The sequence below is a fragment of the Chryseobacterium subflavum genome, from assembly GCF_055762745.1.
Genome location: NZ_JBVTMR010000001.1, coordinates 934628 through 958323, shown reverse-complemented (window position 1 = coordinate 958323; position 23696 = coordinate 934628). Strand labels below are relative to the sequence as shown.

Annotated in this window: 23 protein-coding genes; 11 read left to right on the top strand and 12 right to left on the bottom strand. The window is 37.0% G+C overall.

Annotated features, from left to right (window positions below):
- Positions 1-37: 37 nt before the first annotated feature.
- Positions 38-3139 carry a non-ribosomal peptide synthetase family protein gene (locus tag AC0INN_RS04225; RefSeq protein WP_306611906.1) on the top strand — a complete coding sequence of 1034 codons (3102 nt, stop codon included), beginning with the start codon at positions 38-40 and terminating at the stop codon, positions 3137-3139.
- Between the two features lie 51 nt (positions 3140-3190).
- Here the strand turns inward: AC0INN_RS04225 and AC0INN_RS04220 are convergent, their stop codons facing one another.
- A complete protein-coding gene (locus AC0INN_RS04220) occupies positions 3191-4321 on the bottom strand; it encodes an alpha/beta hydrolase-fold protein (protein WP_306611904.1) in 1131 nt (376 codons plus the stop codon).
- 237 nt (positions 4322-4558) lie between these two features.
- On the opposite strand from AC0INN_RS04220, the gene AC0INN_RS04215 reads away from it, so the two are divergent.
- From AC0INN_RS04215 to AC0INN_RS04195, 5 genes are all read left to right on the top strand, one after another.
- Positions 4559-5008 (top strand): MarR family winged helix-turn-helix transcriptional regulator, encoded by a 450-nt coding sequence (locus AC0INN_RS04215; RefSeq protein ID WP_306611902.1) that lies wholly within the window; start codon positions 4559-4561, stop codon positions 5006-5008.
- A 20-nt stretch (positions 5009-5028) separates the two neighbouring features.
- Positions 5029-5877 (top strand): universal stress protein, encoded by an 849-nt coding sequence (locus tag AC0INN_RS04210; RefSeq protein WP_306611900.1) that lies wholly within the window; start codon positions 5029-5031, stop codon positions 5875-5877.
- Between the two features lie 138 nt (positions 5878-6015).
- Entirely contained in the window at positions 6016-6945 is a 930-nt protein-coding gene (locus tag AC0INN_RS04205) for a bifunctional helix-turn-helix transcriptional regulator/GNAT family N-acetyltransferase (RefSeq protein ID WP_306611898.1), read from the top strand.
- Positions 6946-7586: 641 nt separating this feature from the next.
- Complete coding sequence (locus tag AC0INN_RS04200) at positions 7587-9011, top strand: MATE family efflux transporter (protein ID WP_273647738.1); 1425 nt, start codon at positions 7587-7589, stop codon at positions 9009-9011.
- Positions 9012-9127: 116 nt separating this feature from the next.
- Positions 9128-10024 (top strand): aminoglycoside phosphotransferase family protein, encoded by an 897-nt coding sequence (locus tag AC0INN_RS04195; RefSeq protein WP_306611895.1) that lies wholly within the window; start codon positions 9128-9130, stop codon positions 10022-10024.
- A gap of 41 nt (positions 10025-10065) precedes the next feature.
- Here the strand turns inward: AC0INN_RS04195 and AC0INN_RS04190 are convergent, their stop codons facing one another.
- A complete protein-coding gene (locus AC0INN_RS04190) occupies positions 10066-10659 on the bottom strand; it encodes a dihydrofolate reductase family protein (RefSeq protein WP_306611894.1) in 594 nt (197 codons plus the stop codon).
- A gap of 53 nt (positions 10660-10712) precedes the next feature.
- On the bottom strand, positions 10713-11588 hold the full coding sequence (locus AC0INN_RS04185) for an alpha/beta fold hydrolase (protein WP_306611891.1): 876 nt from the start codon (positions 11586-11588) through the stop codon (positions 10713-10715).
- Positions 11589-11902: 314 nt separating this feature from the next.
- Between AC0INN_RS04185 and AC0INN_RS04180 the strand changes: the two genes are divergently transcribed.
- The 5 genes from AC0INN_RS04180 to AC0INN_RS04160 all read left to right on the top strand — a co-directional run bounded on the left by AC0INN_RS04180 (position 11903) and on the right by AC0INN_RS04160 (position 15469).
- The gene (locus tag AC0INN_RS04180; protein WP_172278250.1) at positions 11903-12046 is read left to right on the top strand and encodes a bacteriocin-like protein; all 144 of its coding nucleotides are present in this window, start codon (positions 11903-11905) and stop codon (positions 12044-12046) included.
- Between the two features lie 27 nt (positions 12047-12073).
- On the top strand, positions 12074-12220 hold the full coding sequence (locus AC0INN_RS04175; protein ID WP_172278248.1) for a bacteriocin-like protein: 147 nt from the start codon (positions 12074-12076) through the stop codon (positions 12218-12220).
- A 373-nt stretch (positions 12221-12593) separates the two neighbouring features.
- Complete coding sequence (locus AC0INN_RS04170) at positions 12594-14006, top strand: inorganic phosphate transporter (protein WP_306611888.1); 1413 nt, start codon at positions 12594-12596, stop codon at positions 14004-14006.
- 51 nt (positions 14007-14057) lie between these two features.
- Positions 14058-14888, top strand: coding sequence for a universal stress protein (locus AC0INN_RS04165; protein ID WP_306611886.1), 831 nt, complete (start codon positions 14058-14060; stop codon positions 14886-14888).
- Between the two features lie 134 nt (positions 14889-15022).
- On the top strand, positions 15023-15469 hold the full coding sequence (locus AC0INN_RS04160) for a YybH family protein (protein ID WP_306611884.1): 447 nt from the start codon (positions 15023-15025) through the stop codon (positions 15467-15469).
- Between the two features lies 1 nt (position 15470).
- On the opposite strand, the gene AC0INN_RS04155 is transcribed toward AC0INN_RS04160, so the two are convergent.
- From AC0INN_RS04155 to AC0INN_RS04115, 9 genes are all read right to left on the bottom strand, one after another.
- Complete coding sequence (locus AC0INN_RS04155) at positions 15471-16286, bottom strand: helix-turn-helix domain-containing protein (protein WP_306611882.1); 816 nt, start codon at positions 16284-16286, stop codon at positions 15471-15473.
- Between the two features lie 200 nt (positions 16287-16486).
- Positions 16487-17542 (bottom strand): hypothetical protein, encoded by a 1056-nt coding sequence (locus tag AC0INN_RS04150; protein WP_306611881.1) that lies wholly within the window; start codon positions 17540-17542, stop codon positions 16487-16489.
- A 72-nt stretch (positions 17543-17614) separates the two neighbouring features.
- A complete protein-coding gene (locus tag AC0INN_RS04145) occupies positions 17615-18481 on the bottom strand; it encodes an AraC family transcriptional regulator (protein ID WP_306611879.1) in 867 nt (288 codons plus the stop codon).
- 180 nt (positions 18482-18661) lie between these two features.
- A complete protein-coding gene (locus tag AC0INN_RS04140; protein ID WP_306611877.1) occupies positions 18662-19414 on the bottom strand; it encodes a hypothetical protein in 753 nt (250 codons plus the stop codon).
- Between the two features lie 222 nt (positions 19415-19636).
- On the bottom strand, positions 19637-20551 hold the full coding sequence (locus AC0INN_RS04135) for an alpha/beta hydrolase family protein (protein ID WP_306611874.1): 915 nt from the start codon (positions 20549-20551) through the stop codon (positions 19637-19639).
- Positions 20548-21000 (bottom strand): glycine-rich domain-containing protein, encoded by a 453-nt coding sequence (locus AC0INN_RS04130; RefSeq protein WP_273647726.1) that lies wholly within the window; start codon positions 20998-21000, stop codon positions 20548-20550. The genes AC0INN_RS04135 and AC0INN_RS04130 overlap by 4 nt, the downstream gene beginning before the upstream one ends.
- A gap of 57 nt (positions 21001-21057) precedes the next feature.
- A complete protein-coding gene (locus AC0INN_RS04125; protein ID WP_273647725.1) occupies positions 21058-21252 on the bottom strand; it encodes a hypothetical protein in 195 nt (64 codons plus the stop codon).
- A gap of 471 nt (positions 21253-21723) precedes the next feature.
- The gene (locus AC0INN_RS04120; RefSeq protein WP_373428010.1) at positions 21724-22725 is read right to left on the bottom strand and encodes an alpha/beta hydrolase; all 1002 of its coding nucleotides are present in this window, start codon (positions 22723-22725) and stop codon (positions 21724-21726) included.
- 33 nt (positions 22726-22758) lie between these two features.
- Positions 22759-23451, bottom strand: a complete 693-nt coding sequence (locus tag AC0INN_RS04115; protein ID WP_306611869.1) for a type 1 glutamine amidotransferase domain-containing protein — start codon at positions 23449-23451, stop codon at positions 22759-22761.
- Positions 23452-23696: the final 245 nt, after the last annotated feature.

The following is a 23696-nucleotide window of genomic DNA, read 5'->3' as shown; positions in this document are numbered from 1 at the left end:
AACATTACAACATACAACCAAATCAAAAAAAACTAATATGCCAAACACAAACTTAACATCACAAACCCGAATCAACACTATCCTTCCTTTGTCCTCAGAAGAAAGGAACAAAATTTTGTACGAGTTCAATAAAACAAATTGGGACTACAAAAAGGAACAAACATTGGTTTCATTATTTCTCAAACAAGTTTCCCTACATCCGGATAACGTGGCTGCTGTTTATCAGGATCAGCATATAACCTACCGTGAGTTGGATGAAAAAAGCAACCAGATCGCCAATACACTCATTGCAAAAGGGATAACAGAAGGAATGTACATCCCTGTATGGCTGGACCGCTCCCTGGAATGGGTCATTGCAATTCTTGGAATATTAAAAACAGGTGCTGCTTATGTTCCTATAGATCCTGCCTATCCGGTAAAACGCGTAGAGTATATTCTGAATGATACTAAAGCAGAAATTATAATCACCAATCAGGTCCTCTCTCAAGATTTATCTAAAGACCCAAACTTCCACATCTTTTATCTTGACCGTAAGGATGACCTCACTGATTCCTCCGTTCAGCATCCGGAGGTGATTATTCATCACAACACTCTTGCTTATACCATTTACACCTCCGGCTCCACAGGCAACCCTAAAGGAGTAATGATCACTCATGAAAGTATCCAGCATCTGGTAACCTGGCATAATGTTTATTTTAATGTCACCCCCACTTCTCATCTCAGCCTGGTGGCCGGTTTGGCATTCGACATATCTGTATGGGAAACCTGGTCGGCATTGACTTCCGGAGCGACCCTTTTTATAGCGGACAGCGAAGAGAGAACTGAAGCTTCCGCCCTGGCCAGCTTTTATCAGAAAAACAAAATTACCCACGGTTTTGCCCCTACTGTTTTGGTTCCGGCAGTCGTGGCACACACCAGAAATCATAATGATCTTCAGCTGGAATATCTTTTTACAGGAGGTGAAAAACTAAAGCCTGTACTCACCGATGGACTAAACTATGAACTTATCGATTATTACGGTCCTACAGAATGTACCGTATATGCTACTTTTAAGAAGGTTAAAGATCTTCACGGAAAATATGTTTCTTCCATTGGCAGGCCTATAGCAAATGCTAAAGCTTACATATTGGGAAATCAAATGGAACTATTACCCATAGGAGCAACCGGAGAATTATACATAGGCGGCACCTTACTGGCTAAAGGATATTTAAACAATGAGGAACTCACAGCTTCAAAATTCATTATTAATCCTTTTATGGAAACTGAAAAACTATACCGAACGGGAGACCTTGCCCGATGGTCCTCCGATGGAGAAATCCAGTTTCTGGGAAGAATGGATAATCAGGTAAAAATAAGAGGATTCCGAATAGAATTGGGAGAAATAGAACGCACATTCGATCGACTGGCAGGAATACAAGAAGCTGTAGTAATCACAAAAAATACTTCAGGGAATAACAAATATCTTGTCGCCTTTATTGTTTTAAAACCCGGAACATCAAAGGATATCCAGCAAATCAGGAGTTTTCTCAAAGAAGAATTACCCGGATATATGATCCCCGCCCAGATCATCTGTATCGACAAAATACCATTGACCGCGAATGGAAAAACCAATACGGACCTCTTAAGCAGCCTTGCAGAAAAAGAGGCAAAGGAACTTATCTCACACGAACCGCCAACAAATGAAACCGAGAAAATGATAGCTGATATCTGGTCATCGGAACTGGAACTTCCGGTTATCAATATCACTGATAATTTCTTTGATATCGGAGGAAATTCGCTTCTGGTTGCTGTTGTTGCGGTAGCTTTACAGGAAAAATTAAATATAAAAGTATATCTGCGCGATATTTATCAATACCCTGTTCTGAAAAAACTCAGCGATGTGCTTATAGCACGTGCTCACGAGGCAAGAGAAGCAATTCCTTCTGAAGACGTAGAACCTTATGTTGAATTACAACAGGACGTCTACCTGAATCCCGGCACCCGATTCAAGGATAATTTTGATCCAGAAAAACTGGAAAATCCATCTGCCATATTTCTCACAGGCGCCACAGGCTTTGTAGGAATCCATCTTCTTCAGGAGCTTTTAGATACAACGGATGCAAATATATACTGCCTTGTAAGAGCACAGGATGAATTTCATGCCATGGAAAAAATCAACCAGTGCTTTATTCAGTTTCATATCCCGCAAAATCACTCGCAGAGATCAAGGATTATTCCGGTTTTAGGTGATCTGGCAAAACCTTCTTTGGGTTTATCTGAAGAAAAATTCGATCTGCTTGCCACTGTTATTGATGTGATATATCATTCCGGAAGTTCCGTCAATTTTATTGAGCCTTATTCTTATATGAAAGCACCCAATGTAGATGGAATAAGGGAAATTATACGTCTGGCAGGAACAGAAAGAACAAAGTGCCTGGCTCTTTTATCTACAATTTCAATTTATAGCTGGGGACATCTATTTACCGGAAAAAAGATCATGCTGGAATCTGACGACATAGAACAGAATATCATGTCGGTAAGTAAAGATATTGGCTATGTGCGAAGCAAATATGTAATGGAAGCTATAGCGGATCTTGCAGCCCGGGAAGGTCTCCCGCTGATTACGTATCGTTTGGGATATGCGATGTGTCACAGTAAATCCGGAGCGAGCGCACCTTATCAGTGGTGGTCCGGACTGGTAAAAAACTGTATAGAGTTTAAATCTTACCCTGCATTAACAGAACTTAGAGAAGGCCTGATCACCGTAGACTACATGACCCGGTCAATGGCCCATATCACGAAAAATAAAAATGCAATCGGCAAGAAATTCAATCTGATTGCCAGCCCTGAAACTAATCTGACGCTGGAGGATTTCTTTGGCCTACTCAAAAAGAATTACCCTTATGAACTTACTCCCCTTCCCTATAAAGAATGGCGTAAGCATTGGGAAAATGATACCAAAAACAGATTGTATCCATTAACAAGCCTGTTTAAAGATAATATGCATGAAGGCCTATCTACTGTGGAACTTTACCAGCATACTTACATCTGGGACTGTTCAAATGTACAGGAGTTCCTCAAAGACTCAGACATTAAAGAACCTGTATTCAACAAACCTGTCCTTGATGCTTATTTAAAGTATCTGGGCATGCATTCTTAGTTTTTAGTTATGGTGTATCCCCGGCCAAGGCCGGGGATTTTTAATATAAAGTTATCTAAAAATGTGTTGTGCAAACTCATAAAGGCATCTTCTCCAGGTAAGCCATTCGTGATAAGTTCCCGCGGATCTGTATGAAGTATAGGGGTAATTATTCTGAGTAAAGAAATCATGCAGAATCTCATTGAATCCAAAGAATCGTGCTTCTTCTTTTTGCCCGATCCCGATAAAGAAATAAGGCTTTTTCCGTGACTTTAAAAGATGACCAACCGGCAGCTCCTTAAAAGGCTCAGCTTCAGTTCCTCCATAAATTACAGGACTGAATGACCCGATGGCTGTAAACATTTCAGGATGACTTACCCCTATCAGCATCGCCTGATAGCTTCCACGGGAAAGTCCGGCAATCGCTTTTTTACCATTGGTTTTATACTTTTTTTCTACATAGGGAACCAGCTCCTCGATAAAAATCTTATCCAGATTTCGGGATGAAATGACGGTTTTGGAAGAATTATCCGCCAGTTTTTCTTCTTCCGGATTTAATGCCACTCCGTAATCCATTACGACAATCATTTTCTCAGCTTTTCTTTCTGCCAGAAGATTATCAAGAATCCACGCAATATGTCCCTGTCTTTCCCAACCCGTAATATCTTCTCCTGTTCCGTGGTATAGATACAATACCGGTAGTTTCTCTGATTCGTATCCCGGAGGAAGATAAACCTTAAAATTTCGCTTACCTTTTGTTATTCTTGAATTAAAACCATCCTCTATAATCTGTCCATGTTTTACATTCTTCTCAAAGAAAAAATCTTCTCCTGATGGAACTTCGATCCCGCTGGTCGGCTGACCGTAGCCAAAGTACAGCTGAGTATCCGGATCATTGACCCGCTTTCCATCCACGTTCAGCCAGTAATAATGAAATCCAATTTCAAGAGGATTTGTTGAAATATTCCAAAAACCGTCTTTACCTTTTGAGGCGGTAGATTTTATATTTTTCATACCATCCCCACCCTCTAAAGTTACAGATTGAGCATCCGGAAAATACACCCGGAACTGAGCCTTCTTTTCAAAATCCAGCTTCGGAAAATCCTTTCCCGGTAATGCCGTTGTTGAAACACTGTAATTCTGACAAAATAGCATTGACGAAAACAAAACAGAAATGAGAAATATCTTTTGTAAATATTGCATTATTTTGATTTTAACATAAGAAAAATACGAACACTCATTTCTTACATTCCGTGTAAAAATCAAGTTTTCCCTATAATTTAATTCAATAATAAGAAAATATTCTTCTTAAATAAGTAAACAACAGAAAAAAAATCTTTCATTTTTTTGAAAAATTAGTTTTAATTCAAACTAATTTTAAGTATATTTGTTATACAACAGCGATTGATCAAACCTCCACTATACGTTAATATTCATCATATGCCCGTCACACAAAACAACATATCAGAATTAGCCCTGGAGCTTGGTTTGGCAATGAGTGAAATGAAAAGCCGTTTGCGACAGAAAATCCAGACCAGAATCAACGAGTATGATCCGGATCTTTCTTTTGAGCTTATAGAGATCCTTGGAGTTTTATCCCGGAATGACGGGATCAATCAGCAGGAGATAAGCAATAAAATAAGCAAAGACAAATCAAGTGTTACCTACCTGATCAACAATCTTGTAAAACGGGAATTGGTTGAAAGAATAGAATACAGCAATGACCGAAGGAATAAACAGATATTCCTTACCGCAAAGGGAAAGGAAATTGTAGAAATTGTTTATCCGTTGGCACTGGAACTGTATGAAAAAGCAGCCGGTAACCTTGGTATAGAGAAAATACAGGATGCTCTTTTCCTGGTAAAAAAAATGACAACAAATCTTGAATAACTGAGTTTAAATTTACTGATATGAGAACAATACTTGTACCTGTTGACTTCACATCAACTACCGAAAATGCCGTAAAACTTGCTGCAGAATGGGCCACACAATATCAATACACACATATTATTCTTTTAAAAACGTCGCAGGAATCTGAATTTGACTATCTCCACATAGCCGAAGGTCATCTGCTTGTGAATGAAGAAAATGTAAACAGCCTCATTAAAAGTACAGAATTACTCCTTAGTAAATTAACAGGTATCATCACTGAAAAATCACCTGAAGTAACTGTTCTAAAAACGGTAAGCGAATGGACGCTTACGAGAAGCATCAATGAACTGCTGAAAGACCAGCCTTCTGTAGAACTGATCGTTTTAGGAAGTGACGACCAGGCTTCTTCCGGTAACAGCTTTGTGTCTGAAAATATTATAAGTATTGCCAGAACCAGTCCTGTAAAAGCATTGATCGTTCCTAACGGTTACACCTACAGCACGATTAAAAATATTTTAATACCCTGTGATATAAACAGCATAACAAAATTAGACCGGCTGTTTCACCACAAGTCCATCATCGAGCAGATGGATGTTCGCCTTATGTTTCTCAATATCAACACAAGAAAAGGGATCGATGATAATGAAGATAAAAAGAGAGACCTGGAAAAGTACATCCACCAATATTTAACCAAGATTCCGAGTACTATTCATTATTATTACGACGAAAATATTATCAACGGAATTCTGACTTTTGCCTCATCAAATAGAACGGATCTGATTATTGCGCTACCGGGAAGACATAGTTTCCTTTATTATCTGGCAAGCAGAAGTATTTCTGAAGGAATTTACCAAAATGTAAATCAACCTGTTTTGATATTAAAATAACTTCTATATTCTATCTTTTATTTTCAAAAGCTGGCTTAATCAGATTATAAACAACAGAAAATAAGCAAACTAAAATAACATAATGTATTTTTGATGTAAAATAGTTGACAAAGTCAACTATTGATGTATATTTACATCATGAAACAACATTATATTGAACAAATAAGAGCCTTCAACAGGTATTATACACAGGTACTGGGATTACTCAACAAGGGTATTCTTGATGGAGACCTGGGTATTTCGGAAGTCAGGGTTATGCGTGAGATTTATTTCAATGCTGATGTAAGACCTACTGAAGTAGCTGCTACTCTGGGATTGGATAAAGGTTTTCTAAGCCGCATCCTTAAACGTTTTGAAAAATTGGGACTGACTATTAGAAAAAAATCAGGAGAAGACAACCGTTCCAGCGTGATTAGTCTTACAGATTTAGGACGCAGCACTTATGAAAAGATCAACCGTGATTCAGACATTCAAATAGAAAATTTATTTTCAGATCTTTCCGAGCAAAATCTGAAAACGGTCATTCGGAGTATGAACACGATTGATTCTCTACTTCATCACAGAGATAATCATGCAGTTATAGATCCTGTTATTATCCGACCTATTGAAGAAAAAGACAATAAAGCCTTAGCAGATATTATTCGTACAGTTTTTGAAGAGTTCAACGCTCCTCAAGAAGGAAGTGTATATGATGATCCCAGAACAAACCAATTATATCAGCTTTTTCAAGATGTAAACGCAGAATATTGGATAGTAGAATCTAATGATGTAGTTTTAGGTGGATGTGGCTTCTATCCTACAATAGGGTTGCCTTCTGCATGCGCAGAGATTGTTAAATTTTATCTTTCCAATCAATTGAGAGGAAATGGTGTTGGACAATATTTGCTAAAAATGATAGAAAGGAGAGCAAAAAAAGCAGGTTATAAGCAACTTTATTTAGAATCTTTTGAGGTTTTTCAGGGAGCAATATCAATGTATGAGAAATTGGAATACAAACATTTACACAGTTCCATAGGAGATTCCGGGCATTATGCAACAACTATTCATATGTTGAAGGATATCTACTAATTTAAATATTAAAATTAGACGGTGGTGATATAGCCTATCGAAGTATGCTTGCATTAGTTCCTGAAAAAAATCAGGAATTGTTTTATTAAGCAACACTGATAATATAGATATTAATATTCGATATCCTATTGGATGAAAAGGATCAATAAACATCAACAATCTTCTCAAAGACCTGCCTTTGAAATTGATCATTTTAGTAAGTGACGACCAGGCCTCTTCTAGTAAAAGCTTTGTATCGGAAAATATTATAAGTATTGGCAGAACCAGTCCTGTAAAAGCATTGATCGTTCCTAACGGGTGCATCTACAACACGATTAAAAATATTTTAATACCTTGTAATATTCTCTTTCTATATCAATAAGTCAGACAAAAAACTATACGTCATAAGAACTAAAGTAATATAAATAAACATATTATATAAGTCCGGGTTTATTATTTGTCTGATTTTTTTTTCATCTTATTAGTCACTTGCAATTAAAAAATAATTATATTTGCGATTCAATTACTACTGCATATGAAAGTGATAGTAGCCCTCACCAGTGTAATCATTGGTTAATCACCGGGCTTAAAACATAAGAACACTTTAAAGAACGAAGCCTCTTCGTTCCATATTACTATTACTTACTTTTAATTTTACATTTATGTCATATCATAAGAAAACCCCATCGAAGGGTTTGCGCTATTTCACATTGTTGAAACAATCATTACTGGGTACCGAAATGGATTATACGACCGGTAATATTAATAAAGCTGTTATTTTACTCGCCATTCCCATGATGCTTGAAATGATCATGGAATCGGTATTTGCACTGGTAGATCTTTATTTTGTAGGGCATCTCGAAAACAGCAGCTATGCCATACAAACAGTGGGCTTAACGGAATCTGTACTTACGGTAATGTACTCTATCGCAATTGGTATGAGTATGGCAGCCACAGCGGTGGTTTCACGACGGGTGGGAGAAAAAGATCCCGACGCAGCAGCACATGCCGGTATGCAGGCTATTATCGTAGCTTTTGCCGTAACCCTTGTCTTAAGCATTGCGGGGATGATCTATGCAGGGGATATTTTACGGATCATGGGAGCAAGCAAGGAAACCGTTGATGCGGGAGTAAACTTTACCCGGATCATGATGGGAAGCAGCCTTGTGATAATGCTATTATTCCTGATCAATGGTATATTTCGTGGTGCAGGAAACGCTGCTATTGCCATGCGGAGCTTATGGATTGCCAATATCTGCAATATCATCCTGTGTCCTATATTCATTAACGGCTGGGGTATCATCCCTGCATTCGGACTAACAGGAGCGGCTATGGCAACGGTTATCGGGCGGTCAATGGGAGTGGTTTACCAGCTATTTTGCCTGTTTAACGGAAAGCATCAGCTAAAAATCAAGCTTCATCATTTTCGTATTGACTGGCCGGTAATAAAATCATTGGTTGGGATTGCAACTCCTGGTATACTTCAGTTTGTTATCGGGTCATGCAGCTGGATATTTCTTGCTGAGCTGGTAGCAACCACGGGTGGTGATCATGGATCTGCCGGTTATCAGACCGCATTGCGATTGATGATGTTCTTTATGCTGCCAGCCTGGGGTATGAGTAATGCTGCCGCTACCCTGGTAGGGCAAAACCTTGGAGCCAAACAATTTCAGCGCGCTGAAGATTCTGTCCTGGCTACTGTAAAATACAATGTCATATTCATGATCATTGTCACCATATTATTTCTCTTTTTTGGAGATTGGCTGGTTTCATTTTTCACCAATGATATCCAGATCAAAGAAGTTGCCCAAAAGGCTATGTGGATTATGAGTACCGCTTTTGTCTTTTACGGCATTGGTATGGTAATGATGAATGCCCTTAACGGAGCCGGTGACACAAAAACCCCAACATGGATCAATTTCTTTGGCTTCTGGTTTCTTCAGATCCCATTGGCCTATATCCTTACCAAACACGTAGGCATGGGACCAACCGGTGTCTTTATCGCAATACCGGTTGCGGAAACGGCCATCGCAATTACGACATTTATCTTTTTCAAAAGAGGTAAATGGAAAACGGTCAATGTATAGTCCCGGACTTATTATACCATAATTTTCTAAAATGAAGAGGCCACTCTATTGAGTGGCCTCTTTTAGTTAGGTCCAGCTGTTTTTAATTTGTAAATTAATGCTTGAAAAATTGAAGTATGGAAAATTTTTTAACCAAAAAATTTGGAAAGATCTTTAACCTCCAATTTATTGCTGAAGGATGGTGGTCTAAGGCATATAGTTTTACTGCTGAAGGGCAGCAATACATTATCAGAACAGGCAATCATGTACAGGATTTTATGAAAGACCATTGGGCTTTTATACATCTGAATAATACGAAAATTCCTATTCCTGAAGTTTTGGAATACGGAAATTATCATGATAATGTATACTACTGTATTTCAAGAAAGGCAAATGGTGATCCTTCCGATGAGATCATGGACCATCTTGATCATTATTCGCAAACAGAGCTTGCAAAAATAATCATCCGGCAATTGGAAAATATCCACCTGAGCGATACCACGAACCTCAGCGGTTGGGGCTTTACCGATCCCCAGGGAAAAGGTATGTTTCCAAGCTGGCAGCATTTTCTCTTATCATTTTATAATAGCAAAACGACTGCAAGCTGGCAACATCTTGCCCAGACCTCATGGCTTAACAGACAGCTTTTCACACATCTTATCGAAAAAATGAAAAGCTTTTTCCCTTATCTGCCCAATGAAAAATATATCCTTCATGGAGACTTCGGGTTTGATAATCTTTTACTGGACGGAAACCGAAAAGTAACCGCTGTTCTGGATTGGGCCGAAATGATGCTTGGCGACCCGCTTTATGATTTACTGCATATGAATGAACCCTGGATAAGGGATACTGGTCCTGATTTTCTTTCGATCTGGATGAATATGAAACCCGGGTATATCAATTTTGAGCATGTAGAAGAACGGCTACAATGCTACCGTATCCATTATACTCTTTTCCATCTGTATATTCATACTGTACGAAAAGAGCATGATGATTACCAAAAAATTGAAAACTGGGCCATAAACAATTTATAATTTTTAAATATTTAGGTTAAATTAGTTCAATAAAAAGGTCATTATATTTCAACATTACCCGTTACGATGTCTCCGTCACGTTGATAAGCTGCGATCATAACCCCTTTCGAAGTCACATGATTTTCTGTTAGTTTAAATGCTGAAGGAATTCCATTCTCATCAAAAAGTTTTTTTCCCTTGCCAAGGATCAACGGGTAGATTTTAAGCCTTAGTTCATCTACCAGATCATTTTCAAGCAACAGGTGAATTAGCTCGCTGCTTCCCCATACCTGAATATCCGATCCTTCTGTATTTTTAAGCATTCTGATATCTTCCAAAGTTTTTAAGAATACGGTATTTTTCCAATCAGATGTCTCCCTCTCTTTAGACAGGACATATTTTGTCCCTTCATTAATTGCAGGCCAAAAGTCTGCATGCTCAGGCCAATAGGATTCAAAAATTTCAAATGTTTTCCTTCCTAAAATATAATCTGAAGGCTTCATCTCTTCTTTCATAATCTCTCCAAAAAGCTCATCTCCATAGGATACTGTCCATCCTCCATATCTGAAGTTTCCGGAGGTATCCTCTTCAGGTCCTCCGGGAGCCTGCATAATACCATCCAATGTTATCATGGATAAAACGGTTATTTTTCTCACTTTATTAATTTTTTATGATGTATTAAAATCATTACGCTGATCCTTTAATTAAATTACTTTAAAAAAGCATTAAGGTAATTCAGTATGGTCGAAGTCTGCATCATAAGGCTGACATGGTTTTGACCCGGTACAATGGCTAATTGTGATTTGGGCAAGGCTCCAAAGTCTCCTGCAATACCTCCACCTAATAACTTATAGGTTTTTACAAGCTCAATTTTATCGATGCCGTCGTTATCCCCAGCTATGATCAGTACAGGAGCTGTAATTTTTGCGATATTCTCATCTCCCATATTATAAGATTCCGATGCAGAAGCCATCATTTGCTCAAGAAATTTGGTCCATTTTGTCTTATCAGGAGCTACAGCATCATAAGCAGTTTGCATAGGACTACCATTAAAAACATCCGGTTTCATTCCCTTAAAAGCATTATTAATTTCCGGTAGCCAACCCGCGCTTTTATAAGTAGCAGAAATGATGACAAGATTTTTTAATCTCTTTGGACTCTGGATAGCAAACTCATAGGCGATGGCACCTCCAAAACTATAACCTACTACATCAGCACTCTCAACTTTAAGATAATCCATTACTTTTTCCACATCCTTTGCTAATGTAGCATGTGACAATTTCCTGTCCGAATAAGGTGTATGACCGTGTCCCTGCAATTCTATAGCAATCACTTTCCTGGTTTTTGATAATTCAGGGATCAGTTGTCCCCAATTCATATCAATGGTCATAAAAGCACCATGCAATAAAACTACCGGCCTGCCCTCTCCGTATACTTCATAGTAAACCTTAGTTCCTTCTACCGGAACATACCCGCTTCCGGAAGGCTTGATTTTCTGTGCATACAAATTCGAAGCCGTTAACATCATAATTACAATCATGATCAATGGCTTACGAAACGTATCAAATTTGAATAGATTTTTCATAGTAATATTTTAATTTGGTTTATTTTTTTTGATCTTATCTCAAACAGATCAAAAAACTTTTATCCAAAATTACTAAGCCATTAGAAAAGTTCGCTTGCCATAGGGCAAGATTTTATTGGGGTAAACAGTTTTCTTTGCTGATCCTGTTTTTTGCGGGAATTCCTGTTATTTCTTAAATATTTTTTTTACTACATATCTATAAAATCAATGTAAAATCAATAGACAAATCATATTTTACCTGAAAATTTATCAGATAATTTTAGTGATGTAAATGAAATTTGATTAATTTTAACTCGAACTAAGCTTAATTTATTATGAAAAATTTACAAAAAATCAAAAGAGAGGATTTGAAAACAATTAAAGGAGGAATTAACTGTCCTGGTGGCCAGATCTGCTTAATCGGTGGAAAATGGCAATGTATGCCATTCGATGGATGCGGTGGCGGAAACCAACCTTAATTTTAATTTTATCCAAATTTTATTATTATGAAAAATTTCACAAAAATTACAAGAGACCAATTGAAGAATATCAATGGCGGAGCAGTAGGTTGCTCGAATGATTGCTGCCCTCCTCCGGGAATTAAAAGATGTCCATCGGTAGTATGCTTTGCACCGTGTGAAATACTAAGTTAAAAGCTGAAAGGCGATCCGATCAATACGGTTCATTAACTTTAATAAAAAGCATCCTTTAGAAGTATCTAAAGGATGCTTTTACTTAATCATCTGCACTCAATCATTTTTTTAGAGGGTATAACTTCTGTTTCCACAGACTATTCATTGACAAAAACAGAAGAAGTTTTAGTCCAGATCAACTCCAATCAAAATCCCGATTGACCATATTAAAACAGTCGGTCCCTAAAGCATAACAAATTATTAATGATCCGTTTAAATACAGATAAATTAAATCACTTTTCTTTGTTAAAGTGAAAAGTACCGGGCATCTATTCTTAACGCAATCATTGGGGCATACTGCACGGATATCTTTTTACTTAAATAAAAATATTGTATGCTTTTAAACACTACCCTGCCTTTTTCTGGAGAATCAGAATTAACCATAGGCTTAGTGATCGTTTTTGCTTTATCCTTATTTGCTGTAGTTGTCTTTGAATTTGTAAATGGCTTTCATGATACAGCCAATGCAGTTGCCACAGTTATTTATACCAAAGCCCTTAAGCCCGTTATTGCCATCCCCTGGTCCGGTCTCTGGAATTTTCTTGGTGTTTTCACGGGTGGGATTGCTGTAGCGATGGGAATCCTGAAACTGGTACCCATGGACACGCTTATGACACTTCCCATAGCTGTCGGGGCAAGCCTGGTACTTGCTGTGCTAATTGCATCCATCATCTGGAATCTTGGAACATGGTACCTGGGTATTCCCTGTTCGAGCTCACATACCCTCATCGGTTCACTGATTGGTGCCGGTCTTGGTTTCAGCTGGTATTACGGAGGTGGTGTGAACTGGGAAAAGGCAAAAGAAATAGGGCTGTCACTCATCCTTTCTCCTATTGTGGGTTTTGGACTGGCTATTCTGATAATGTGGTTCTTTAAATATGTTCTCCGTTATAAAGCACTGTTTCATATCCCGGAAGGAGAAAATGATAAACCTCCTTTGGTAATCAGGGGCATTTTAATTACGACCTGTACTTTGGTCAGCTTTTTTCATGGAAGCAACGACGGGCAAAAGGGTGTCGGTCTTTTTATGCTCATCCTTATTGCATTCCTTCCTGCCAAATTTGCGATCAATCATGATATTCCCAATGACAGGATCCTCTACACCCTGAATCATATAGAAAAGCTCGTACAAGGCATAGCCGATGCATCTATTGAAAACCGAAATGAACTGATTCCCATAAGTCAACAGATCAAAGCTGTAAAAAAACAACTGGCTTATAAAAGTGAAAAAGATAAAAAAGGGACCTATGCCTTCCGAAAACAGGTTGAAACTCTCGTAAAGTCCATTAAAATGATCAATGACGATAAAAAAATAATCATTGATGATACGAATAGGAGCCAACTTATGCATCAGGCAGCTGAATTAAATAAACTTACTGAGTTTGCACCGGTATGGGTTATTATTATCATATCAGTTTCATTGGGATTGGGAACAATGATCGGCTGGAAAAGAATTGCAGTAACCATTGGTGAAAAGATTGGTAATGAACACCTGAATTATGCGCAAGGAGCTTCAAGTGAAATTGTAGCGGCTTCAACCATCGGTATCAGTACATTTTTGGGGCTACCAGTTAGTACCACCCATGTATTGTCAAGTGGAATTGCCGGATCTATGGTAGCATCAGGAGGCAAGAATAACCTGAACGCAGGCACATTGAAAAATATCGGGATGGCCTGGATTCTTACTTTACCTGTTTCAATAATATTATCTTTGTTATTGTTTACACTCTTTCACCTGTTTATTTAATTTAATATGGTCTCCTTTTAGATTAATCAAATTGTCATCAAAAACAAAAAAATGAAAAAAATACTGGTTGCATCCGATTTCTCTCACAGTGCCGGGAATGCTATGCTTTATGCATTATCACTTGCTAAAGCTTTAAAAATGGAGATAACAGTTTTAAATGCCATACATCCCACAGAGGGAATCAATAATAATATTTACAATGTTGTTTTTATCGAGGATTATTATGCGCGAAAGAGAAAGGCTCTTCAGGAATGGACAGAAAGCTTTATTCAGAGTGAAGAATATAAAGACATTCCGGTTAAAACAATCTGTGATATAGGTTTTCTTCGAAATGTGGTGACCAAATATGCAGAATACCATGAAGTTTCATTTTTGGTAATGGGGATTACAGGTGCTACGGGTATCAAGGGAATTGTAGGTAGCAACACCAGTATGGCGCTATCTAAAATCCGGATCCCTACTTTAATTGTTCCTATTGAAAGTGCAATGCCAGAAGTTCCTGTCATTACGCTGGCCACCGATTATAAAACAACAAAATTATCTGTAAGGGATGTTAAAGCTTTAAATCAGATTCTGAAAGTTTCTAAGCCTAAAAAACTTGAGGTTCTTCATATTTCTGAAAAAGAAACCAACCCTAAGGTTATAAAGAATGGTGAAAAAAAGCTCACGGCACAATTTCCCTCCGTAGAAATTAATTTCAATTATATCGATGAGGAGGGTAAAACATCAAATGGAATTATAGAGTTTATTGATAATAATGAAACAGACATTTTGTGTCTCGTTAAAAGAAATCATAATATTATTTACCGCTTATTTAGTAGCAGCACTGTAGAAGAAATTCTTAACAAATCCGTCAAAGCAATATTGGTACTTCATGCTTAATTAATATTGTTCATTTTTCATTTGTATCAAACCATCCTTTAATCTGCATAAGGTTAAAAGAAAAAATTAATATTAGTTCGCAATTATACAATTTTCATTTTCGATCAATCGGTTACTTTGTAAAAAAAATTAAAATGAAAAAAGTAGTTATGGTAAGCGTATTCATAGCGTTTGCCGGTTTTTGCAAAGCCCAAAATACAGATATGATATCAGAAAGTGCCAGGAAAGCCATAGAATCAAGCAATGCCATCTATGCAGATCTCGCCAATAAGGACGATGGATCTATTCTTACCAGATATACTGAAGATGCATGCCTGTTCCCTCCCGGCGCTTCACCCGTGTGCGGACGGGAGCAAATAGCTTCATTCTTTAAAGGTGGACCTAAGGTACATGTTACATTTACAATTCAGCATTTATATGGGAATGATAAAACATTCATTACTGAAGAAAGCTTTTATGAAATGAGAGATCTTGACGGTAAGAAAATAGACGATGGAAAAGTAATGGTCATCTGGAAAAATACAAAAAACGGATGGAAAATGCATCGCGATATGTTTAGCAGTAATCATCCAGCGAAATAGGCTAAAAGCCTACATTGACAGCCTCTTGAAAATCTTTCCCGTTTTCAATTAGGAAACTCCGGGATTCTGAGGGAACAATACCCGTAAATCTTTTAAATTCCCGGATAAAATGTGCCTGGTCATAATACCCGCAATCATAAGCGATAGAAGTCAGTGATGACCGGGTATTAAGCACCAGATGCAGGGATCTGTTAAATCGGATGACGGACGTAAAGGCTGCCGGACTGATACCGATATTGTTCATGTAAAGTTTTTGAATATATCTTTCCGATAGTCCGGAGTCTTCAGATAACCGGTTTAAATTTAATAGCTGATGATCAAAGGAAATCTGCTTACTAAGAGCCAGAACCATCGACACTTTTTTCAATCGGTTTTCATTTTTTCTCATTTGCTGCAACAAAAAATCTTCTACTATTTTAACCTGGCCGGACAAGTCACCCGCCATCATGATACGATCATACAAGGTTGTACTTTCTGCTGTTACATCATACATATCAGTGGCATAGTTTGTAAATTCAGAGACCGGATCATCAAAAAATAAAGTGCTGGCATGAGGATAAATTCTTACGATGAGCACCGTCGTATTTTTCAGGACCGTAAGTCTTGTTGGAAGTGTAATATGCCCCAGCAACTCTACGGACGGGGTATCTTTTCTTTTGCCATTAATGATAGTCGCAGCTGATCCGCCAGAGATATTAATAATCAAATCGATATAACCACTGGGATAAAATACAGCATCCGTGATATCTTTACCAATCGTTACAACCGTATAATTCTTTACGTAAGGCGCTAAAACAGCTGATGGCAAAATCTGCATAATCGGAATAAATAATTAAGTAATTCGCTAATCCAAAGCCTGTTAAAGTTATAAAAAAACATGACAGATCAAAAGAAAAACATATATTTTTTGGCCCTGGCTGAGATATATGATATTTGCGAAATTTCCATTGGTTACAGTAAAATAAAGATCCTGCAATTTTAAAAACGACAGGATTCTTTATCATCTAAACTATATACTTATTGATTTTTTTTAAAAAGTCCTGCTTTTAGGTTTGAGCCCAACGACCCCTCCGCCAGCTGAAGATAATTACGCTTACTCTGATCTTTTTCAATTTGTACAGTTCCTGTAGTCTGCACGTTTTTCATATCCAGAAAATCTGAGGAAGTTAAATCATTACCACCTATCGCACCGTCACCAAATCCTGCCATATTTTTATAGTCTGTAAAAATGCAATCAGAAGCTTTGTATCTGAGTGTACTTCCTTTTTCCCTTATCCATACCGTAGTCGTATTTGCAATGACATTATGATGAAAATCAAAATAGTCACCATCAGTACCTTTTGTAGTCCAGACCCCACTGAAATACCCTCCATAAACCAATGAATAACGCATGGCACTTCTGCTCCCCTTAGGTCCTTCATTTTTCCAGAAAACAACAGGATTTTTGCAATTGAAAAATACACAATGATCAACCACCAGACCATATCCATTAGCTATAACTCCTACATGCAACGGCAATACATCCGGATTTCCGGTAAAAAGACACTGCGTTACCAGAAGATCATCTAATTTTTTGCCATCCCTCCAAATGGGATAAGACCGGCGTAAGTTTTTACCATCTATATAAGAATAGTCTGGGCTTCCCGTAAATCTAAGACCTTCAATAGTCACATGACTAACCTCCGGTTGTATGCCTCTTGCCTCTTCTCCTCCCACACCCGGTACAAGGGGTGCTGCTGTAACGACAACCGGCATTTTTTGAGGCCCCCAATCTGCATCATCGGGCATAATCTCCGCACGAATAACCAAACGGTTTTTAGGGGTATACTTATCGTTACTGAATACAACAGTCTCGGTGATCAGATGGATACCTTCCGAAAGAATAATTGTAGTGGATTCCTTTTCCTTATTTTGGTTGACGCGTCTTGCTGCTTCTGCAATTGTTTTCAGAGGTTGTTCTTTTATTCCGGAACTGGTATCGTTGCCGGTCCTGGGATTAACATATAATTGTTCTGCCTGTACTATCGCTACACTTATTATAAAAAGCAGAAAGCTGAGTATGTATTTTTTCATATTCCTTTTTTGGGTAAAATTAGGAACAATCTTATACTGCAAAAAGGTCATTTTAATTTTTAAATGGTCATTTTACAAACTCTTCCGGTATTGTTGAGGAGTGCTCCCCGTAAGTTTTTTAAAGAAGCGGTTAAAATTAGAAGGATCAGAAAAACCAAACCCGTAAGCAATCTCTTTTGCAGATTTGTTTTGATACAGCTCTTTCTTTATTTCTGAAATCAGTTTATGGTGAATCATTTGTTGTGCTGATAGCCCACTGAATTGCCTGCATATTTTGTTCAGAAATCCCGGACTGACATTAAGTATTCGGGTATAAGCCTCTACAGTCCTGTCATTTATAAAGTTATTTTCCAGTAAAGATCGAAACCTGTAAAAATCCGGATGAACATAGGTATCCCCCTGAATATGATAAACACTTGCATAATAACGATTGAGAATGACAAGCAGCTGATATAAGACGGACCTGATCAGATGGCCGCTGTCATTCTGAAGCTGCCCGAACTCCCCTTCTATTTCATGTAAAAGGTTCATACATTTCTCAAATGATACTTCCGGTATCTTCATCCCGGTTGGAAATGAATATTGATGAAAATATTGAAATCTATACAGGAACAGCTCGTCTGAAAAAAAGAGATAGAGAAAATCTTTATCAAAAAATAAAGTATATCCTTCAACCTTTTCTTTGATTTCCCAGCACCGAACTTGTCCGGGGCTTGTGAAGATAGCAGTTCCAGGAGTGATGGGAATCTTATTTTCATCCAATGTAAAGGTACCGGCTCCCTTTTCAATAAAAAGAATTTCGTAAAAACTAAGCTGGTGCAATGTGCTATCTAATACAAAATGATTTAATGTTTCAATACGACCAATATCTAAAAGCAGCTCTAAACCATACTTGCAGGGAAGAAAGTGATACGTTTTAATTTTTGTGACCGGTTCCATTTCTTTTAACAACTTTTTCTTGCACCAATGATGGATTAAAAATACAAATTTCCGGAGTGTATATGGTAATGAACAAAAAATTATAATTCTATGATCAAAGATTATAGTATACAGCCAGCCTGAAAAAAGCCCCTCAAAATTATTTGAAGGACTTTCTTCCTGAATTATATGTCACATGATTTATGGTAAAAATGAAGAACCTATAGCTCCGGTTACAGCTCCGTATACAAGCCCACTAGCACCAACCGGTCCTAAAAAAGCACTAAAAGACCATGCAACCATTCCATATCCTGCACCACGCATATCTTTCTTGAATCGTGTATCACCACCTACTTTTGAAGTACTGTTTACAACGGAAAGATAATGATAGCCAACTCCATCGCCTTCCAATTCTGTAGGAAGCCAGAATTTTGATGATGCTAATCCTGTTTCTAAACACGTTAATAGGATGTCTCTATCTTTCTGATTAGAAAGAGAATTGATTTTTAATCTAGTGTCATCCATTTCTTTTGATATGGTGGAAAACGATTTATTATCCCCTGATAAATCATCTAATATTTCATTATAAAGACCCACGGCTCTATCATCACTCAAATTGCTCATGATAACTTTATCCATCTCATCATCTGAAGTATTGGATATTCTGGTCGATATGCAATTCATATAGTCACTACTTACATTCGGAATATCCAGACTTGTCAAAATTTCTATGTCAGATTTACCAGGATTTTGAAGTGCGGTATTCACAGCCACTTCTAAAAATTTATTATGAAGTATCGCCACTTCCACAGGATCTATAGCCTCCCACTTTTGATCATCCCCTTCTGTTACTAATCCACAATCACCGGCTTTGTTACTTAAATTGGAATGTAAAGCTGATACAGAGTCGTTCTCTGTAGATTGTGAATCATCATTACAGGAAAATGAAATCATAAACATTGATATCAGAAGTAATGGTCTAAAGAATTTTTTCATGTTGTTTAAAATTTTAATGTTATTTATTTATTTATTTATTTATTTATTTATTTTTATTTATAGTCATTAGTGTATTTTTTCTCAATCGCTTCTTCTATTTTCTTTGAGTAAATCGACCTTTGTCGTTTCTCAAATGATATTCTAAAACGAACTAATGCCACATTTACTTCATCAGAAGGTTTAGAGATATTCTTTGAAAAATTTGGTTATATTTCCTATCAGGCTTTTCGTGTTATTATTAATTCCATGATTGGCATCTTCATAAATCAGTAGTCTTGTTGAAAAATTATTTTCCTTTAAATTTTTAAACAATACAATTGCATTTTCAACATTTACCCTTTCATCATTGGCCCCATGGATAATCATATTTTTTACTTTTTTATTTTTGATCATAGGAATAGCAAGAACTGAAGAGCGCTTATCCATTTCTTTTTTCGAATTTTTCTCAAAATCAGGAATGAGTTTTTTGTAAAGCTCCAACATTTCCGGTCTGTCTTTTTGATTTAAATCAGCAATGCCTCCTACCGTAATATTTACGTTTACTCTGTCTGTTTCTTTTAGGACTAAAAAGTTGGTCATTGCTCCTCTGCTTACACCCAGCATTCCAACTTTTTTGGGATCAATAGTCTCCTGATGATCAATAATTTCAAATAATTTTAAGACATCTCCAATATCTTTCCCCCCAAATTCATCTTTTCCTTCACTACGGGCTCCTCCCCGTAACTGAGAGCCTATTACCACAAAGCCTTTAGCCGCAATTTTTGATAGAAAATCCGTTAATACTGGTAGAGTTACAGCTCCAAGTTCACCATTGCCTCCACGGTTGAAAATAATTACGGGATACTTCCCTTTTATTTTAGGCTCTATAAGAAACCCTCTTATTTTAAGATTGTCTTCTGATAAATAATTATATCCGAAAATTTTTACTGAGTCAAGATGTTGATATTCCGTTTTATAAACCTCTTTCCCTTCAGTATTTTTTACGGTGTACCCCCCTATTTTTTCCGGTTGTAATTCCTCAAAACCGGTTGATAAATTTTGAGAGAAAACCAGATTCGACAGGATCAGTAAACAGAAATAAATAATTCTTTTCATTTTCTAAGTTTTTTTATTTGCTCTGGAGAATATTTTTTAGGATATTCTTCATACCAGGTTAGTAAGGTCTCTTCTCCCAGATTATCATACACCCTTTCATATAAACTTTTTAATCGGTCTGTATGGCTTTCAACATTAAATGTGTCATTATACCACTCCTGTTGTTTTCTTTTTTCAGGCTGATGATGTATAAAACGTCCAAAATGTGCAGAACAAAAGGCTTCATAGTCCTGAGTAAAAAGAATAAAGTTATGCCACATCTCATCAATTATTAAGGTAGAATCATCAATAAAAACATCATCAACGTGGTTACCCAGCCATAGCCATTTCAATGTTTCGTTAAATATCTTTAAAGCTTCTTCCTTCTCAATATTGTACATGGTTAAAAAACGATCAATAACATCATCATTTCTGTAGGCCAGCACATCATGTAAGCTTTTGTTTATCATAGTAAGTCTAGTTTTAGATAAGAAGGAATGATTGCTCATTCCTTCTTTTTTTAGTAATTAAGGAGCAATTGCAACAACTGGTCCGCTCGGATTGGTCGGGGAAGTTACTGTACAGATGTAGCATTGAGTAATAACAATCGGCTTAGGAGGTGCCGTGCATGCAACACCACCATAAATTCCTTTAAGACCTTCGATTTTCTTCTTCAACAAATCATCAATAACTTTCTTTTTTCTGTTACTTTCAGAACTCATAATTAATAAACAGTTTAATTTTCTCCTACTCTATTAAGCTTTTCGGATTTCGCTTTTTTTAACAGGGCAAACATAAATTTTAATTAGATATATTCATAGCATACACTATTTATATTTATAAATTTAGAGCATATTAAAGCACCACAACTATCTTAATTACAGAACGTTGATTTTTTATAAAATGAAATTAGATCATTGTAATCATCCATGTTAAAAACTATCCTAAACAATATTGAAGAGAACAAAAAGTCCGGTTATAATAAGTGTAAATATGCAAATTATATAAAAATGGCTCTATGCGGCTGGATTAAAGATAATCTATAAAAAAGCTACACCGTTCAACCGATATAAAAAAATGACACCATTCATCTTCAATGGTGCCATTTGGTTTTTAGAGAATAAAGGTTTACTCCCGAATATCAATCCATCATCCGTTTTTTAATAATAATCAAAGATGGGTCTCTGGTTCAATTATTTTGAAAATAAGGCCTTTTTAAGAGCTAAGGCTCCCTGTTGCGAAGAGAACCTGATCGCCTCAATGTGATCAAGAGGATTAAGTAATCCGTAGTCATGAATAAATCCGTTATAGGTTTCGATAGTTACAGGTACTCCTGCCTCATCTAATTTTCTTGCATAGGCCAAACCTTCATCATGCAGAATATCATTTTCTGCAATCTGTACCAATGCAGGCGGAAGCCCTTTCAGTTTTTCCAGTGATGCCTGGAATGGTGAAGCATAATATTCTTTTCTTTTTTCCAGATCCGGAAGGTAATTATTCCACATCCACTTCATTAATGAAGCAGTTAAAAAACGACCATCCGCATAATTCTGCCATGATTCCCGCGTAAAATCAGCATCTGTTACCGGCCATAATAATAATTGGAATTTAATCTCAGGACCTCCTTTATCTTTTGCCATCAGGCAGAGTACAGCTGTCATATTTCCTCCTACACTGTTTCCTGCAACTGCCAAATTTTTCCCATCAACACCGATTTCAGCGCCATTTTCGGCCACCCATTTTGTAGCGGCATATATCTGGTTTATAGCTACCGGATATTGTGCTTCAGGAGAGGGAGTATAATCTGTAAAAACAGCAGCTGCATCACTGTTGACCACCAAATCCCTAACTAATCTCCTATGGGTAGGATAATCACCCAAAACCCAGCCCCCACCATGGGTAAACATAAATACAGGAAGCTTATCAGAAGAGGCATTGGCAGGCCTTACGATGTGGATGTTTACTGTAATACCATCTTGTGTAATTTCTCTTTCTGTCTCTACAATGTCAGAAAAATCGAACTCTACTGATTTTTGAGCGTCTATTAAAACTTGTCTCGCATCCTGAGGTGTCATCGTTTCCAAAGGTTTACCCCCGCTACTGTTAAGAGCATCTAGAAATTCTCTGATTTCTCTTAAGATTTGCGGATCTTTTTCCGCAGGAAGAAATTGTGCCATAATAAAAATTTTAGTGATTAATATGTAAATAATAAAGACCTATCCGCGTATTTATTTTTGTGTTTTCACAAGCTCTTTTACAACAACTTTTGCCATTTCCTTAGAGCTGAATGGATTTTGCCCGGTCACGAGATTATTATATACGACAACATTAGAAGTCATGGGTATAAAAGCTTTTTTTAGATTAGCTCCCCGTTCTTTAATCGCTGCTTCCAAATTAAAAGGAACTTCTCTTTTTCTTCTCGCTATCGTTTCTTCAAACCAATCAAATCCAGTGATTGACTTGCCTTTGATCAGATAGTCACCATTGGACAGTTTTACGTTAAGCAGCCCTCCTACTCCGTGGCAAATAGCAGCTACCATTTTACTTTTTTCATACTGGTTTTTAATGATAACCTGTAAGGTTACATCATCTGGAAAGTCGTACATCGTAGCATGACCGCCCGCCAGATAAATACAATCAAAATTTTCGTTTTTTACTTCATTAAGACTTTTAGAGCTGTTTAATTCTTTCATAAACAAAGGATCCTCGTGGTAATTCCTGGTGATTGTATCCAAAACCAAAGGTTTTAAGCTTTCTGGATCAATAGGTACATCTCCTCCTTTAGGACTGGCAATAGTGACGGCCCAGCCTTTTTCTTTTGCAGCGTGATAAATATGAGTAAGTTCACTTAGCCATAACCCTGTTGCCAATCCGCTTGCATATTGATTTACATTTGTTACGATCAGTAAGAGTTTTTTCATCAGTATTTTTTTACTTTTAAATCTGCCTTCCAAATCCATTCTCTATAATTTATATTCAGCAGATTATTGATATATATGTGTTTTTTTAATGCCCAACAGAATATAATATCCTGTTTGAGAGACTAAAATATACAAAAAAAATCTGCTCACTGTAACCGGATCCATACAAAATGTAACCGAATCTCTGTTTATGAACAAAATTATATGACTAACTAAGATGATGAACACTCCAATAACAGTATTTG

What these genes read in the sequence shown, in the direction of transcription:
- AC0INN_RS04225 (WP_306611906.1), top strand. Translation starts at nt 38, where the DNA reads ATGCCAAACACAAACTTAACATCACAAACCCGAATCAACACTATCCTT.
- AC0INN_RS04220 (WP_306611904.1), bottom strand. Translation starts at nt 4,321, where the DNA reads ATGCAATATTTACAAAAGATATTTCTCATTTCTGTTTTGTTTTCGTCA.
- AC0INN_RS04215 (WP_306611902.1), top strand. Translation starts at nt 4,559, where the DNA reads ATGCCCGTCACACAAAACAACATATCAGAATTAGCCCTGGAGCTTGGT.
- AC0INN_RS04210 (WP_306611900.1), top strand. Translation starts at nt 5,029, where the DNA reads ATGAGAACAATACTTGTACCTGTTGACTTCACATCAACTACCGAAAAT.
- AC0INN_RS04205 (WP_306611898.1), top strand. Translation starts at nt 6,016, where the DNA reads ATGAAACAACATTATATTGAACAAATAAGAGCCTTCAACAGGTATTAT.
- AC0INN_RS04200 (WP_273647738.1), top strand. Translation starts at nt 7,587, where the DNA reads ATGTCATATCATAAGAAAACCCCATCGAAGGGTTTGCGCTATTTCACA.
- AC0INN_RS04195 (WP_306611895.1), top strand. Translation starts at nt 9,128, where the DNA reads ATGGAAAATTTTTTAACCAAAAAATTTGGAAAGATCTTTAACCTCCAA.
- AC0INN_RS04185 (WP_306611891.1), bottom strand. Translation starts at nt 11,588, where the DNA reads ATGAAAAATCTATTCAAATTTGATACGTTTCGTAAGCCATTGATCATG.
- AC0INN_RS04180 (WP_172278250.1), top strand. Translation starts at nt 11,903, where the DNA reads ATGAAAAATTTACAAAAAATCAAAAGAGAGGATTTGAAAACAATTAAA.
- AC0INN_RS04175 (WP_172278248.1), top strand. Translation starts at nt 12,074, where the DNA reads ATGAAAAATTTCACAAAAATTACAAGAGACCAATTGAAGAATATCAAT.
- AC0INN_RS04170 (WP_306611888.1), top strand. Translation starts at nt 12,594, where the DNA reads ATGCTTTTAAACACTACCCTGCCTTTTTCTGGAGAATCAGAATTAACC.
- AC0INN_RS04165 (WP_306611886.1), top strand. Translation starts at nt 14,058, where the DNA reads ATGAAAAAAATACTGGTTGCATCCGATTTCTCTCACAGTGCCGGGAAT.
- AC0INN_RS04160 (WP_306611884.1), top strand. Translation starts at nt 15,023, where the DNA reads ATGAAAAAAGTAGTTATGGTAAGCGTATTCATAGCGTTTGCCGGTTTT.
- AC0INN_RS04155 (WP_306611882.1), bottom strand. Translation starts at nt 16,286, where the DNA reads ATGCAGATTTTGCCATCAGCTGTTTTAGCGCCTTACGTAAAGAATTAT.
- AC0INN_RS04150 (WP_306611881.1), bottom strand. Translation starts at nt 17,542, where the DNA reads ATGAAAAAATACATACTCAGCTTTCTGCTTTTTATAATAAGTGTAGCG.
- AC0INN_RS04145 (WP_306611879.1), bottom strand. Translation starts at nt 18,481, where the DNA reads ATGGAACCGGTCACAAAAATTAAAACGTATCACTTTCTTCCCTGCAAG.
- AC0INN_RS04140 (WP_306611877.1), bottom strand. Translation starts at nt 19,414, where the DNA reads ATGATTTCATTTTCCTGTAATGATGATTCACAATCTACAGAGAACGAC.
- AC0INN_RS04135 (WP_306611874.1), bottom strand. Translation starts at nt 20,551, where the DNA reads ATGAAAAGAATTATTTATTTCTGTTTACTGATCCTGTCGAATCTGGTT.
- AC0INN_RS04130 (WP_273647726.1), bottom strand. Translation starts at nt 21,000, where the DNA reads ATGATAAACAAAAGCTTACATGATGTGCTGGCCTACAGAAATGATGAT.
- AC0INN_RS04125 (WP_273647725.1), bottom strand. Translation starts at nt 21,252, where the DNA reads ATGAGTTCTGAAAGTAACAGAAAAAAGAAAGTTATTGATGATTTGTTG.
- AC0INN_RS04115 (WP_306611869.1), bottom strand. Translation starts at nt 23,451, where the DNA reads ATGAAAAAACTCTTACTGATCGTAACAAATGTAAATCAATATGCAAGC.